Genomic DNA, 13958 nt, shown 5'->3' on the forward strand with positions numbered 1-13958 from the left:
GCGAGCGGGACCCGCGACGTGCCGATCGGCAACAGCGGGAGCTGCCGCGCCGACCTCGCGGCGCACGGCGTGCGGGCGGCGCCGGCCGACCCCGGCGACACCGACGGCTTCGGCGCGTTCCTGCGCTCGGCGCCCCGCGTCGCGCGCGCTGGTTCGCGGCGCCGGCCCGTCAGCGTGCCTGAGGCGGCACGCGCGACGCGCCGTCTCCGCTCCCGTCCCCGCCACCGTGTACGTCCACGAAGGCCACCGGTGCGCCGAACGCGGCGCGCCGGGTGGCCCGGCGCAGGGCGCGCAGCACGAACGGGCCCAGGGTGAGGACCAGGACGGCGGTCAGCACGGCGCGCGGGACGTCCCAGCCGAGCGAGGTGGCCAGGCAGTACGCGGCGAAGCGGGCGAGGTTGTCGGGGAGCGGACCGCCCGGCACGAAGGAGACCCCGGAGGACATGCCGCCGAGGTACGGCCAGCCCTGCAGGTTCATGATCGTTCCGTAGGCGATCGAGGACACCGCCCCGTAGCCGGCGAGGAGGACGAGCTCGCCCCGGCCGCGCAGCCCGCCGGCGCCCGGGAGCAGGCCCGCGCCGAGCGCCACCCAGCCCATCGAGAGCATCTGGAACGGCATCCACGGCCCGACCCCACCCGTGAGCAGGGCCGACGCGAACATCGTCAACGCCCCCAGCGCGAAGCCGAAGCCGGGGCCGAGCACCCGGCCGGACAGCACGACGAGGAAGAACATGGGCTCGATGCCCGCCGTGCCGCCGCCGAGCGGACGCAGCGCCGCTCCCGCGGCGGCCAGCACCCCCAGCATGGCGACGGACTTGGCGCTCAGGCCCTCCTCGTCGTCCGCGATCGTCGCCATGACGACGGCGAGCAGCAGCGGCAGCAGCAGCGCGAACAGCCAGGGTGCGTCCTCGCTGTGGGCCAGCCCCGAGCCCGGCTCGGCGAGCAGCGGCCAGCCGAAGGCGGCGACGCCGATCACCGAGACAAGCGTCAGCGCGACGACGGCCCGGCGGCCCAGCCGGACCGCGCGCGGTGGACGCGCGGTCACGCCGTGCCCGCCAGGGCCGCCTCGACCTGGCCGACCGTCAGCCAGGGCAGCGGGCTGAGCACCTTGGCCACCTGCGGGGCGAAGGCGGGCGAGGAGACGACGACGTCGGGGGTGGGGCCGTCCGCGACGAGGTCGCCGTCGGCGAGGACGACGACGCGGTGGGCGAGTTCGGCGGCGAGTTCGACGTCGTGGGTGGCGAGGACGACGGCGTGGCCGTCCGCCGCCAGGGCGCGCAGGTGCGCGGCGAGACGGGCCTTGGCGGCGTAGTCCAGGCCGCGGGTCGGCTCGTCGAGCAGGATCAGCGGGGGCCGGGCGGTCAGTACGACGGCGAGGGCGAGCGCGAGGCGCTGGCCCTCGGACAGGTCGCGCGGGTGGGTGCCGTCGGCGACCCCGGGCAGCAGTTCGCCGACGAGGGCGCGGCAGGTGCCGGGGGTGGCGCGGGCGTCGGTGTCGGCGGCGGCGCACTCGGCGGCGACGGTGTCGGCGTACAGCAGGTCCCGGGGGTCCTGCGGGACCAGGCCCACGCGGCGGATCAGCTCCGCGGGCCTGGTGCGCGACGGCTCCAGCCCGCCGACGGTCACGCTTCCCGAGGTGGGGGGCCGCATCCCGGCGAGGGTGGACAGCAGGGTGGACTTGCCCGCGCCGTTGCGGCCCATGAGGGCCACGGTCTCGCCGGGCCGTACGGTCAGGTCGACCCCGCGCAGCGCCTCCAGCCGTCCGCGGCGCACGGTGAGTCCCGCCACGGCCGCGACGGGCTCGCCCGCGGCGGGCGCGGGCGGCGCGGGCGGGGTGCGGCCGTCGAGGCGTTCGCGCAGCGGGGCGGCGGCGCGGCGGGCGTCGCGCACCGACAGCGGCAGCGGGGACCAGCCCGCGAGCCGGCCGAGCGCGACGACCGGCGGACGCACCGGCGAGAGCGCCATGACCTCGGCCGGCGGACCGGAGACCGGGGCGGCGCCCCCGCCCGGGAGGAGGACGACCTGGTCGGCGTACTGCACGACCCGCTCCAGGCGGTGCTCGGCCATCAGCACGGTCGTCCCCAGGTCGTGGACGAGCCGCTGCAGCACGGCGAGCACCTCCTCGGCCGCGGCGGGGTCGAGCGCGGACGTCGGCTCGTCCAGCACCAGCACCCGCGGGTGGACGGTGAGGACGGAACCGATGGCGACGCGCTGCTGCTGCCCGCCGGAGAGGGTGCTGATCGGGTGGTCGCGCAGGTCGGCCAGACCCAGCAGGTCGAGGGTCTCCTCGACACGGCGGCGCATCACGTCGGGGGCGAGGCCGATCGACTCCATGCCGTAGGCGAGTTCGTCCTCGACGGTGTCGGTGACGAAGTGCGCGAGCGGGTCCTGGCCCACGGTGCCCACCAGATGGGCCAGTTCGCGCGGTTTGTTGCGGCGCGTGTCGTGCCCGGCGACGGTGACCCGGCCGGTGAGGACGCCGCCGGTGAAGTGCGGCACCAGCCCGGAGACGGCGCCAAGGAGGGTGGACTTGCCGGTGCCGGAGGGCCCGACGACCAGGCAGAGTTCCCCCTCGGGGACGGTCAGCTCGACACCGGCGACGGCGGGCGCCGCGGCGCCCGCGTACGTGACGGAGACCTGCTCGAAGCGGATCACGGGCGGGCTCCCTTCAGGTGCGCGGGCAGCAGCCCCAGCAGGACGGCGGCCGCGGGCCACAGCGGCAGCGACGGCGCGGTCAGCGGCACCACGGGCGGATCCAGGTCGGCGGGGGAGGCCCCGGCGGCCCAGATCGTCAGCGCGGCGACGGCCACGCCCGAGGCGGTGATCAGCCACGCGGTCGCGTCCCAGCGGTCGGGACGGTAGCGGGTGCGGACGGAACGGCGCCCGCCGAGCCGCAGCCCCGCGGCGGCGGCGGCCAGACCGGCCAGCAGCAGGGGCAGGCCGTACGCGGCACCCGCGGCGGCCAGCAGCGCGTAGGTGCCGGCGCACAGCCCGAGCAGCCCGCCGAGGGTCAGCGCGGCGGTCGCCCGGCGCACGGCGGGCGGCACCTCGGCCGTACGGCCGTAACCGCGGGCGTCCATGGCGGCCGCGAGGGCGACGGAACGCTCCAGCGCGCCCTCCAGCACGGGCAGGCCGACCTGGAGCAGCGCCCGTACGCCCTTGTCCGCGCGGCCCCGCAGCCTCCGGGCCGTCCGCAGCCGCCGGACGTCGGCGACCAGGTGCGGCGCGAACGTCATCGCGACGACCACGGCGACGCCCGCCTCGTACAGGGCGCCGGGCAGCGACTTCAGCAGCCGCGCGGGGTTGGCCAGGGCGTTGGCGGCGCCGAGGCACGCCAGGAGCGTGGCCAGCTTCATGCCCTCCCGGAAGGCGAACCACAGCCCCTCGGCGGTGACCCGCCCGCCGAGACGGACGCCCCGCGCCCAGTCGGGCAGCGGCACTTCGGGGAGGGACACCACGGTGTGCGTGCCCGGGATCGGCGACCCCAGGACGACGGCGAAGGCGAGCCGGATGGCGATGACCACCAGACCCAGCCGGAGGAACGCGGCGTACGACCGCGACCAGGGCGCGTCCGGCACCCGGCACACGGCCACGACGTATCCGGCGACGGCGGCGAGCAGCGCGAGCAGCGCCGGATTCGTCGTCCGCGACGCGGCCGTGGCGAGCCCCAGCGCCCACAGCCACCACGCCCCCGCGTGCGGCCCGCGCCTCCGTCCCGCCCGTCCGCCCTCCGTGCCCGCGTCCTTGGTGCGGTCCGGCAGCCGGAGCAGCGCGCGCAAGCGGGCGGAGCCGCCGCCTTCCGCGCTGCGGGGGAGGGTGCGGTGGTCGCCCCCGGCGGGCGGTGTGAGGACCTGTCGGGGGCGGGTTGCCGCGCCAGGCAGGGCGGTTGCGTGGCCCGTGGGCGGTTCGCCGGCGCCGCCCCCGGGGGCGATGTCCCCCAGGAGCCGTGCTGCCGCGCCGCCGGGGCGGATGGCCGGGGCGGCCGACTGGCCGTGGCGCTGCGTCGCGGCCCGCGCGTGGGGTGCGGTGGCCGTGCGTGGTTCGCCGGTCTTGTGGAGGGGAGTGTCGGCGCTGCCCAGGGGGGTGTCGTCCCGCTGGGTCCGCGTTGCCGTGGCCGGCGTGCCGGTCGGACCGTCCGCGGGTCCGGCGGTGCCGGCGCGGTGGCGTCGGCACCGCGGATCCTCGCCCTGCGTCGCGGCCCTGGCGGCGCGCGAGGGGAGGGCGGCGGCGCCGGGCCGCGGGGAGGGCGTGGCGGTGGTCACGGGCGGTCGCTCCGGCGCCGTCGGGCCTGCCAGGTCCTCCCGGGTGCGCGGACGCAGTGGGGCGGGGGCGCCCGATACCTCGGCCTGCGCGGTGGTCGCATCGCCCGTGCGCGGTTCGGCGGGGGTGTCGGCAGAGGGGAGGTCCGTCCGCCGGGGCCGGGCGGCCGGGCCGGTCAGGTCGTCGCGGTTGTGCGGGCGCAGCCGCGCAAGCAGGGCGAGGGCCCGCAGGGCACGCGGTCCGGAGACCGGCGCGCCGCTGGTCCACCGCAGGGGCGTGGCGGTGGTCACGGGCGGTCGCTCCGGCGCCGCCGGACCTGCCAGGTGGCGGCCGCGGCGACGACGAGGACGACGGCGGCGGCGCCGTACGTGCCGAGCGCGGGACCGGAGGAGGGCGCGGGCGCGGGCGCGGGGGCCGCGGCGTCGTCGGTGACCTGCTCGCCGCAGCCCGTGGCGGGGTAGCCGGCGATGGCGCAGACGAGGCCCGCGGAGTTGTAGCGCAGCGGGGGCGCGACGGCGGCCAGGGCGTCGGCGGAGGTGGCGTCGGCGGGGACGCGGGCGCAGGCGGTGCGGGCGGCCGGGGCGCCGGCGGCGGTGCCGAAGTCGAGCAGCAGGGCGACGCGCTTGGTGCCGGGGCGGGCCGGGGTGCCGTCGCAGACGTCGGCGAACCGGGCGGCGCCGCGGGGGCGCGCGGCCGAGTCGGCGTCGGGGCTGACGCCGAAGCGCCAGCCCTCGACGGCACCGTCGCCGGGGCGGCTGAGGGCGGGGCCGGTCCGGGCGTACGCCCAGGCGTCGGTGGCCGCGTCACGCTGCCAGAAGGACCAGTACCGGTAGGTGGCCGCGTGCGCGGGCGTCGCGACGAGGGCGGCCACCAGGGCCAGGAGGAGTGCCGCCGCCGTGAGGGGCGGCCGCCTCACAGCCGGTGCTTCCGGCCGGCGAGCAGCACCCCGATGCCGATGCCCGCGACCAGGCAGGCGCCGACGATCCACCACACCGAACTGCCGCCGGAGGAGTCGGGCTTCTGTTCCGCGACCGGACCGAGGGCGCTGAGCTGCGTGATGTGGTCGCGCAGGGGGTTCCCGGTGGCGTACGCGGCGAGGGCGAGTTGCGCGAGGGCGGTGGGGTTGTCCTTGGACCAGGCGGCGGAGTTGGCGGCGAGCCAGTTGTACGCGCCCTTGGCGGCGTCGAGGTGGCCGCCGGCGGCGAGGGCGACGACGGCGTCGGCGGTGGTGCCGAAGTCGGGGGTCTTCTGGTCGGAGCCCGGGGTGACCGCGTCGACGTGGCTGCCGCCGGCGGTGAGACCACCGGCGAGCCAGGCGGCGCCCGCATCGGAGGCGCTGCCGCCGCACTCGGCACGCACGGGGACGTCCCGGTCGGGGGCCTCGACGACGAAGCCCGCGCCCTCGGCGCCGCGCACGGCGTCGGCGGTGGCCTTGGCGTTGGCCGCGAGGGCGCCGGACTTGGGGTCGGGCTGGTAGGCGAACGCGCCGCCGTCCTTCTTGCCGCAGGCCACCTGGAGGGAGCGCAGCGCGTCGTAGGGCGAGCGGCCGTCGGTGGTCACGGACTTGACGTCGGTGCCGGCGGCCTTGAGGCCGCCGATGACGACGCCGGTGGAGTCGGCGTCGGAGGCGCCGCCGGGGTTGTAGGACCAGCCGCCGTCGCGGTTCTGCACCTTGGCGAGCCACTCGGCGGCGCGCTCGACGGCGAAGTCCTGGCCGTGGACGGCGAGCGCCTGGACCGCGATGGCGGTGGCGTTGGTGTCCTCGGTCTTCGGGTCGCAGGGCGCCGTCGGGTCGGGACGGTACGAGGCGAAGCCGCCGTCCGCGCACTGCTGCTTGGCGAGCCACTCCACCGCGTCACCGGCCGGGTCCGTGTCGGCCGCATGGAGCGCCAGCAGCGCGTACGACTGACGCCACACGCCGTCGTACGTCGGGTCGCCCTCCCCGTACAGCGCGGCGGGCGCCGCCGCGGGCGACGGTGACGGCGACGCGGCTATGAGGAGCGTGCTGAAGGCGGCCAGGGCGGCCGCGGCGGTGCGGCGCAGGTGCATCGGGTGGTGCCTTTCGGGTGAGCGGTCGCGCAGCCGGATGCGGGCGCGCGGTCACGGCACCGGGCTCCGGCTCCGTGTACCTCGACGGAAGAGCCGCTCCCGTCCGCGCGGGTGCTCCGGCTGGGCCCTCCCCGGGCGGGGACGGCTCACGGTTGCGGGTCAGCGCCGGATTCGCACCGGCTTCCCCCGCTCGGACGTGATTGGACTTGGTGTGTCGACCACACCTTAGCCGGGACCGCGCGCCGGGCCGTGCCCGGCCGTGTGCGGTCTGGCTCACACCGGCGGCCTCACACCGCGGTGTACGCGACCGGATCCGACCCGGGTACAGGTTCGGCGTGCCCGAGCTTGACCAGGCGGCGCAGGTGCGCCTCGGCCTCGGCGACGGCGATGTTCCGGGAGGGGAAGGGGATCTGCTCCCAGGGGCGGTTCCACTGCATGGCCTCGGCCAGTTGCCACGGGGTGCGCGGGGCCTCGGCGATCAGGGCGCGGAGCGAGGCGAGGCGGTCGGCGTGGTGGTCCAGCAGCTCGCGCACGCGGGCGCCGGCGTCGGTGAAGGGGTGCTTGTGGGCGGGCAGCACCTCGGCGGGGTCGAGCCGGGCGACGCGTTCCAGGGAGTCGAGGTAGTCGCCCAGGGGGTCGCCGGCGGTCGCCTCGTCGGGGTCCTCGTACAGGCCGATGTGCGGGGAGATCCCGGGCAGCAGGTGGTCGCCGGAGAAGAGGCGGCGGCCGTCCTCCTCGAAGAGGCAGACGTGACCGGGGGTGTGGCCGGGGGTCCACACCGCGCGGATGGCGCGGCCGGCCAGCGGGACCCGCTCGCCGGGGACGATGTCGCGGTCGGGCAGGGCGGGCCGCAGGCCGGGTACGTTCGCGGCGCGGCGCTCGGCGCGCACCGCCCGCAGCGGGGCGAGGTGCTCCTCGGGGGCGCCGGCGGCGGCGAGTTTGACGGCGAGGTAGTCCAGCCACAGGCCCGGTGCGGCGCCGCGGGCGCGGCGGACGACGGCGGTGTCGGCGGGGTGCATGGCGATCCAGGCGCCGGAGGCCTCACGGACCTGGCCGGACAGGCCGTGGTGGTCGGGGTGGTGGTGGGTGACCAGGACGCCGTGGACGTCGGCGACACGGGTGCCGAGCGCGGTGAGGCCGTGGGCGAGGGCGTCGTAGGAGGCGGGGTCGTCCCAGCCGGTGTCGACCAGGACGGTGCCGCGGTCGGTGTCGACGACGTAGACGAGCGTGTGCCCCAGGGGGTTGTCGGGGATCGGGACCGGGATGCTCCAGATGCCGTCGCCGTGCTCCATGAGGGCCCCTCTCCGCTCCGTCGCATGCATTGCCCACCATAACTAGAACTGGTATCAGTTCTGAAGCAGAGTCACTTTCTGACGAGGCATCAGCCAAAGGCGGGACGGGACAGGCATGGACGGGAACGGGATCGTCGAACACGGACAGCTCTTCATCGGCGGGGAGTTGGTGGACCCGCTCGGCACCGGCACCATCGAGGTGGTCTCGCCCCACACCGAGCAGGTCTTCGCGCGGGTGCCGCACGCCTCCCGCGAGGACGTCGACCGCGCCGTCGCCGCCGCCCGCAGGGCCTTCGACGAGGGCCCGTGGCCACGTACGACCCTCGACGAGCGCATCGCGGTCGTCACGCGCATCAAGGACGCCATCGCCGTGCGCCACGACGAGATCGCCCGCGTCATCAGCTCCCAGAACGGCTCGCCCTACTCCTGGAGTGTGCTCGCGCAGGCGCTGGGCGCGATGATGGTGTGGGACGCCGCGATCACCGTCGCACGCGGTTTCACCTGGGAGGAACGACGGGCCGGCGTGCTCGGGCCGCTCCTCGTGCGTCGCGAGCCGGCTGGCGTCGTCGCCGCCGTCGTCCCGTGGAACGTCCCGCAGTTCACCGCCGCCGCCAAGCTCGCCCCCGCGCTGCTCGCCGGGTGCGCGGTGGTCCTCAAGCCCTCGCCGGAGTCACCGCTGGACGCGTACCTGCTCGGCGAGATCGCCGCCGAGGCGGGGCTGCCCGAGGGTGTGTTGTCGATCCTGCCCGCCGACCGCGAGGTCAGCGAGTACCTGGTCGGCCACCCCGGCGTCGACAAGGTCTCCTTCACCGGCTCGGTCGCCGCCGGCAAGCGCGTCATGGAGGTCGCCTCCCGCAACCTCACCCGCGTGACGCTGGAACTCGGCGGCAAGTCCGCCGCACTGGTCCTGCCCGACGCCGACCTGGACACCGCCGTCCCCGGCATCGTCTCGGCCGCCTGGATGAACAACGGACAGGCCTGCGTCGCGCAGACCCGGATCCTCGCGCCCCGCTCCCGCTACGACGAGACCGCCGAGCGCCTGGCGGCCGCCGCCTCCGCGCTCGTCGTCGGCGACCCCCTCGACCCCGCCACCCAGGTCGGGCCGCTGGTCGCCCGCCGCCAGCAGCAGCGCTCCCTGGACTACATCGCCCTCGGCCAGCAGGAGGGCGCCAAGGTCCTCACCGGCGGCGGCCGCCCGCAGGCGCAGCCCACCGGCTGGTACGTCGAGCCCACCCTCTTCGGCGACGTCACCAACTCCATGCGGATCGCCCGCGAGGAGATCTTCGGCCCGGTCATCTGCCTGCTGCCGTACGAGGACGAGGCCGAGGCCGTCCGCATCGCCAACGACTCCGACTACGGCCTGTCCGGCAGCGTGTGGACCGCCGACGTCGAGCACGGCATCGACGTCGCCCGCCGGGTGCGCACCGGCACCTTCAACGTCAACACCTTCAGCCTCGACATGCTCGGACCCTTCGGCGGCTACAAGAACTCCGGGCTCGGGCGCGAGTTCGGCCCCGAGGGGCTGGGCGAGTACCTGGAGCACAAGATGATCCACCTGCCCGCCGGCTGGGAGGGCTGACCCCGTGGGGGACCGGTGGCACATCGAGGTCGACCGGGGGGTGTGCATCGGCTCGGGCATGTGCGTGAACTCCGCGCCGGGCGGCTTCACCCTCGACTCCGCCCGCCAGTCCCACCCGGCGGCCCCGGACACCGATGCCGCCGAGGCGCTGCTCGCGGCGGCGGAGGGCTGCCCGGTGGAGGCGATCAGCATCACGCTGGCCGGCTCCGGCGAGGCGGTCTTCCCGCCCGAGGAGTGACCGGGCCGGAGGAGTCAGGGCTTCGCGCGACGCGGATCGGTGAGGTCGATCAGCCGGCACACCGTCTCGATGTCGATCTTCACCTGGGCGATCGAGGCGCGTCCCGACAGCCAGGTCACCAGGGCCGAGTGCCAGGTGTGCTCGATGACGCGGACCGCGGAGAGCAGCTCGGGCCCGGGCGGCCCGTCCAGCCGCATCGCGTCCAGGACGATCGCGGTCGTCAGCCGCGACACGGCGTCCACCTCCGGGCTGACGGAACGGTCGGCGAAGGTCAGCGCCCGCACCATGGCGTCCGCGAGGTGCGGTTCGCGCTGCATCGCGCGGAAGGCGCGCATCAGCGTCTCCGCCACGCGGTCCGCGGGCTCGGCCGCCGAGGGCGGGCGCTTGCGCAGCGCCTCGTGGAGGTGCTCCAGCTGGTCCCGCATCGTGGCGACGAGCAGATGGATCTTGGACGGGAAGTAGCGGTAGAGGGTGCCCAGTGCGACGTTCGACTGCTCGGCGACCTCGCGCATCTGGACGGCGTCGAATCCGCCCCGCACGGCGAGCTCGGCGCTGGTGCGCAGGATGCGGCGGCGGCGGGCCTCCTGACGCTCGGTCAGCGGCACGGGGGACGGCGTCGGCTGAGGAGCTGCGGTCATCTGTCCCAATCCGAATCTGTGCGCCGTGCGGAACCGGCCCCCAGCGTACTGCGGTGCCCTTCTGCGGGGGGTGCCCCTTGCGGCCCGGTGGTTGTGTGCGGGTTGTTCGCGCCTGCGGCGGGCATCCCCCGCCCGCCGCAGGCGCAACGGAGCCGCACACGAACACCGGGCGCGGCCGCAGGCACGGCGTGGCGGGAATCACCCGGACCGACCAGGGCACCCCGCACGGCTACAGGTATCTTCGTGCTCTCGGGCCAACTCCTGAGTAACCGAATCTGAAACTTGTTCTAGCAAGGCACGGGCGGCTACGCTCCCGCTGAAGTGCAGTGAGAAGGGGGCCGTGAGTGACCGCAGAGGCCAGGCCGCTCCGGATCGCGCTGCTCACCTACAAGGGGAACCCGTTCTGCGGGGGTCAGGGCGTCTACGTACGCCATCTGTCCAGGGAACTCGCCCGGCTCGGGCACAGCGTCGAGGTGATCGGCGCCCAGCCCTACCCCGTGCTCGACGCGGTCGGTGACGGGGTACGCCTCACCGAGCTGCCCAGCATGGACCTCTACCGCCAGCCGGACCCGTTCCGCACCCCGAAGCGCGGCGAGTACCGCGACTGGGTGGACGCGCTGGAGGTCGGCACGATGTGGACCGGCGGCTTCCCCGAGCCGCTGACGTTCAGCCTGCGGGCCCGCCGTCACCTGGCCGCCCGGCGCGGGGCCTTCGACGTCATCCACGACAACCAGACGCTCGGCTACGGCCTCCTGGGCGGCCCCCGTTCCCTCGGCGCGCCGCTGGTGACGACCATCCACCACCCCGTCACCGTCGACCGGCAGCTCGAACTCGACGTCGCGCAGGGGTGGAAGCGCCGGGCGTCGGTGCGCCGCTGGTACGGCTTCACCCGGATGCAGAAGCGGGTCTCGCGCCGGCTGCCGTCCGTGCTGACCGTCTCCGGCAGCTCCCGCCAGGAGATCGTCGACCACCTCGGGGTGCGCGAGGACCGCGTGCACGTCGTGCACATCGGCGCCGACACCGGGCTGTTCTCGCCCGACCCGTCCGTGCCCGAGGTGCCGGGCCGGATCGTCACCACGTCCAGCGCCGACGTGCCCCTCAAGGGCCTGGTCCACCTCGTGGAGGCCCTCGCCAAGCTGCGCACCGAGCACCCCGACGCGCACCTCGTCGTCGTCGGCAAGCGGGCCGACGACGGCCCGGTGGCCGCCGCCATCGAGCGGTACGGGCTGGGCGGTGCCGTCGACTTCGTCAAGGGCATCAGCGACGCGGAGCTGGTCCGCCTGGTGCGCAGCGCCCAGGTGGCGTGCGTGCCGTCGCTGTACGAGGGGTTCTCGCTGCCGGCCGCCGAGGCCATGGCCACCGGGACGCCGCTGGTCGCGACCACCGGCGGTGCCATCCCCGAGGTGGCCGGGCCCGACGGGGAGACCTGCCTCGCCGTGCCGCCGGGGGACCCGGGCGCGCTGGCCGCGGCGCTGGGCCGGCTGCTGCGCGACTCCGAGCTGCGCCGCCGTCTCGGCCGGGCCGGCCGGGAACGCGTACTGGCCCGCTTCACCTGGGAGCGGGCCGCCATCGGCACCGCCGAGCACTACCGCGCGGCGATCGAGGCCGCCGGGGGGCCGCGGCCCACTGTCCAGTCACCGTCCCGGACGAAAGCAGACTCCACGTGCTGACCGTCGACTTCTCCCGCTTCCCGCTCGCTCCGGGTGACCGCGTGCTCGACCTGGGCTGCGGCGCGGGCCGCCACGCCTTCGAGTGCTACCGGCGCGGTGCGAACGTGGTCGCCCTGGACCGGAACGGCGACGAGATCCGCGAGGTCGCCAAGTGGTTCGCCGCCATGAAGGAGGCCGGGGAGGCCCCGGCCGGTGCGACCGCCACGGCCATGGAGGGCGACGCGCTCAGCCTGCCGTTCCCCGACGACAGCTTCGACCGCGTCATCATCTCCGAGGTCATGGAGCACATCCCGGACGACAAGGGCGTGCTCGCCGAGATGGTGCGCGTCCTCAAGCCGGGCGGGCTGATCGCGATCACCGTGCCGCGCTACGGGCCGGAGAAGATCTGCTGGGCGCTGTCCGACGCGTACCACGAGGTCGAGGGCGGCCACATCCGCATCTACCGGGCCGACGAGCTGCTGGGCAAGATCCGTGAGGCGGGCCTGCGCCCGTACGGCACCCACCACGCGCACGCGCTGCACTCCCCGTACTGGTGGATCAAGTGCGCCGTCGGCGTGGACAACGACAAGGCCCTGCCGGTGAAGCTGTACCACAAGCTGCTGGTCTGGGACATCATGAAGAAGCCGCTGGCCACCCGGCTCGCCGAGAACACGCTCAACCCGCTGATCGGCAAGAGCTTCGTCGCCTACGCCACCAAGCCGCACAACCCGAAGGCGGGCGTCGACGCGTGAGGCGGACCGAACACCTCGTCCTGCCCGGCGTCCTGACCTCCGAGCAGGCCGCGCAGACCGTCGCCGGGATCCTCGCCGTCCAGCGGCCGGACGGCGCCATACCGTGGTTCGAGGGCGGCCACCTCGACCCCTGGGACCACGTCGAGGCCGCCATGGCGCTGGACGCCGCAGGCGAGCACGAGCACGCCGAGGCCGCCTACGCCTGGCTCGCCCGACGGCAGAACCCGGACGGCTCCTGGTACGCCGCCTACGGCTACGCCGACGGCGCCGAGGGCGAGCCCACCGACCTGGGCCGGGAGAGCAACTTCTGCGCCTACGTCGCCGTCGGCGTGTGGCACCACTACCTGTCCACCGGCGACGACGCCTTCGTGGAGAGCATGTGGCCGGTGCTGTACGCGGCCGTCGAGTACGTCCTGGAACTCCAGCTGCCCGGCGGGCAGATCGCCTGGAAGCGCGAGCAGGACGGGACGTTCCCGCAGGAGGCGCTGCTGACCGGCTGCTCGTCGATGTACCAGGCGCTGCGCTGCGCGCTGGCCGTCGCCGAGCACCGCGAGGACCCGCAGCCCGACTGGGAGCTGGCCGCCGGTGCCCTCGGGCACGCCATCGCCCACCACCCCGAGCGGTTCCTGGACAAGGACCGCTACTCGATGGACTGGTACTACCCGGTCCTGGGCGGGGTGCTGCGCGGCGAGGCCGCCCGGGAGCGCGTCCTGGCACGCTGGGACGAGTTCGTCGTGCCCGGCCTCGGGGTCCGCTGCGTGGTGCCCAACCCCTGGGTGACCGGCGGGGAGAGCGCGGAACTCGCCCTCGCCCTGTGGGCGATGGGCGAGTCCGACCGCGCGGTGGAGATCCTGGCCGCGATCCGGCACCTGCGCGCCGAGGACGGCATGTACTGGACCGGGTACGTCTTCGAGGGCGACGCGCAGGCCGGCACCGGACCCGCGGTGTGGCCCCGCGAACGCACCACGTGGACGGCCGGGGCCCTGCTGCTCGCCGTCGCCGCCCTGGGAGGGGACGAGGCGACGACGGCGGTCTTCGGGGGCGAACGGCTGCCGCTCGGGCTGGTGCCCGAGGCGGCGGGGTGCTGCGCCGGCCGGTGAGCGGGCGTCAGGCCCGGTTGACGCGACCCGCCACGGCGTGCCCGACGATCAGGTAGACCGCCGCCGGCAGACCGTAGTTCAGCAGGGTGCGCGCCCATGCGGATTGGGTGGAGAAGATGTCGTGGGCCCAGCCACCGAGCCAGGACGCCATGTCGTGGATCCACTCCACGAGGTCGTTCGCCCGGTTGGCGTCGAGGACCCACAGCACGATCCAAAGGATCAGGATGAATGCCGCCACGTCCGCGGCCACCATGATGATGGTGGCCGCCAGATTGCCGCGATAACGTCTGGACATACCTGCCGTCTTGCCCCGATCGGCGGACTGAAACGTGGCGGGCCGGCGCGCGCCTGACGCCCCGTACGGCCCTGTGCGGTGGCCGGTCGCCGGGGCCCGGGCGAGG

At 75.4% G+C, this 13958-nt stretch carries 13 protein-coding genes and 1 riboswitch; of the genes, 5 read left to right on the forward strand and 8 right to left on the reverse strand.

Features of this window, described 5'->3' with window-relative positions:
* Positions 1-169 precede the first annotated feature (169 nt).
* From PV410_RS03280 to PV410_RS03305, 6 genes are all read right to left on the reverse strand, one after another.
* Positions 170-1090, reverse strand: coding sequence for an ECF transporter S component (locus PV410_RS03280; RefSeq protein WP_500322394.1), 921 nt, complete (start codon positions 1088-1090; stop codon positions 170-172).
* A complete protein-coding gene (locus PV410_RS03285; RefSeq protein WP_500322172.1) occupies positions 1042-2655 on the reverse strand; it encodes an ABC transporter ATP-binding protein in 1614 nt (537 codons plus the stop codon). The genes PV410_RS03280 and PV410_RS03285 overlap by 49 nt, the downstream gene beginning before the upstream one ends.
* Positions 2652-3761 carry a CbiQ family ECF transporter T component gene (locus PV410_RS03290; protein ID WP_500322395.1) on the reverse strand — a complete coding sequence of 370 codons (1110 nt, stop codon included), beginning with the start codon at positions 3759-3761 and terminating at the stop codon, positions 2652-2654. The genes PV410_RS03285 and PV410_RS03290 overlap by 4 nt, the downstream gene beginning before the upstream one ends.
* A gap of 785 nt (positions 3762-4546) precedes the next feature.
* On the reverse strand, positions 4547-5176 hold the full coding sequence (locus PV410_RS03295) for an SCO2322 family protein (protein WP_500322173.1): 630 nt from the start codon (positions 5174-5176) through the stop codon (positions 4547-4549).
* Entirely contained in the window at positions 5173-6309 is a 1137-nt protein-coding gene (locus PV410_RS03300) for an SCO2321 family membrane protein (protein ID WP_500322174.1), read from the reverse strand. Before PV410_RS03300 ends, PV410_RS03295 begins: the two co-directional genes overlap by 4 nt.
* Before the next feature lie 110 nt (positions 6310-6419).
* A riboswitch (cobalamin riboswitch) is annotated at positions 6420-6495 on the reverse strand.
* A gap of 101 nt (positions 6496-6596) precedes the next feature.
* Positions 6597-7601, reverse strand: coding sequence for a Strvi_7410 family MBL fold metallo-hydrolase (locus PV410_RS03305; RefSeq protein WP_500322175.1), 1005 nt, complete (start codon positions 7599-7601; stop codon positions 6597-6599).
* 115 nt (positions 7602-7716) lie between these two features.
* Here PV410_RS03305 and PV410_RS03310 point away from each other — a divergent pair, with 115 nt between their 5' ends.
* Positions 7717-9180: an aldehyde dehydrogenase gene (locus PV410_RS03310; protein WP_500322176.1), complete on the forward strand. Its 1464-nt coding sequence runs from the start codon at positions 7717-7719 to the stop codon at positions 9178-9180.
* A 4-nt stretch (positions 9181-9184) separates the two neighbouring features.
* Complete coding sequence (locus PV410_RS03315; protein WP_500322177.1) at positions 9185-9418, forward strand: ferredoxin; 234 nt, start codon at positions 9185-9187, stop codon at positions 9416-9418.
* A gap of 14 nt (positions 9419-9432) precedes the next feature.
* Here the strand turns inward: PV410_RS03315 and PV410_RS03320 are convergent, their stop codons facing one another.
* Positions 9433-10056 (reverse strand): TetR family transcriptional regulator, encoded by a 624-nt coding sequence (locus PV410_RS03320; protein ID WP_500322178.1) that lies wholly within the window; start codon positions 10054-10056, stop codon positions 9433-9435.
* A gap of 344 nt (positions 10057-10400) precedes the next feature.
* Here PV410_RS03320 and PV410_RS03325 point away from each other — a divergent pair, with 344 nt between their 5' ends.
* Genes PV410_RS03325 through PV410_RS03335 form a run of 3 tightly spaced genes read left to right on the forward strand, consistent with a single transcriptional unit; the run spans position 10401 to position 13557 of the window.
* Positions 10401-11726, forward strand: coding sequence for a glycosyltransferase family 4 protein (locus PV410_RS03325; RefSeq protein WP_500322179.1), 1326 nt, complete (start codon positions 10401-10403; stop codon positions 11724-11726).
* On the forward strand, positions 11720-12457 hold the full coding sequence (locus PV410_RS03330; RefSeq protein WP_499511605.1) for a class I SAM-dependent methyltransferase: 738 nt from the start codon (positions 11720-11722) through the stop codon (positions 12455-12457). Before PV410_RS03325 ends, PV410_RS03330 begins: the two co-directional genes overlap by 7 nt.
* On the forward strand, positions 12454-13557 hold the full coding sequence (locus PV410_RS03335) for a prenyltransferase/squalene oxidase repeat-containing protein (protein ID WP_500322180.1): 1104 nt from the start codon (positions 12454-12456) through the stop codon (positions 13555-13557). Before PV410_RS03330 ends, PV410_RS03335 begins: the two co-directional genes overlap by 4 nt.
* 7 nt (positions 13558-13564) lie before the next feature.
* On the opposite strand, the gene PV410_RS03340 is transcribed toward PV410_RS03335, so the two are convergent.
* Entirely contained in the window at positions 13565-13852 is a 288-nt protein-coding gene (locus tag PV410_RS03340; protein ID WP_499511603.1) for a hypothetical protein, read from the reverse strand.
* Positions 13853-13958: the final 106 nt, after the last annotated feature.

Source organism: Streptomyces sp. PA03-5A (assembly GCF_033792725.1).
In the GTDB taxonomy this organism is placed as follows: Bacteria; Actinomycetota; Actinomycetes; order Streptomycetales; family Streptomycetaceae; genus Actinacidiphila.

Excerpts from the sequence above, each read along its gene's own strand:
- PV410_RS03300 (WP_500322174.1), bottom strand. The coding sequence starts at position 6,309 with ATGCACCTGCGCCGCACCGCCGCGGCCGCCCTGGCCGCCTTCAGCACG.
- PV410_RS03305 (WP_500322175.1), bottom strand. The coding sequence starts at position 7,601 with ATGGAGCACGGCGACGGCATCTGGAGCATCCCGGTCCCGATCCCCGAC.
- PV410_RS03310 (WP_500322176.1), top strand. The coding sequence starts at position 7,717 with ATGGACGGGAACGGGATCGTCGAACACGGACAGCTCTTCATCGGCGGG.
- PV410_RS03320 (WP_500322178.1), bottom strand. The coding sequence starts at position 10,056 with ATGACCGCAGCTCCTCAGCCGACGCCGTCCCCCGTGCCGCTGACCGAG.
- PV410_RS03340 (WP_499511603.1), bottom strand. The coding sequence starts at position 13,852 with ATGTCCAGACGTTATCGCGGCAATCTGGCGGCCACCATCATCATGGTG.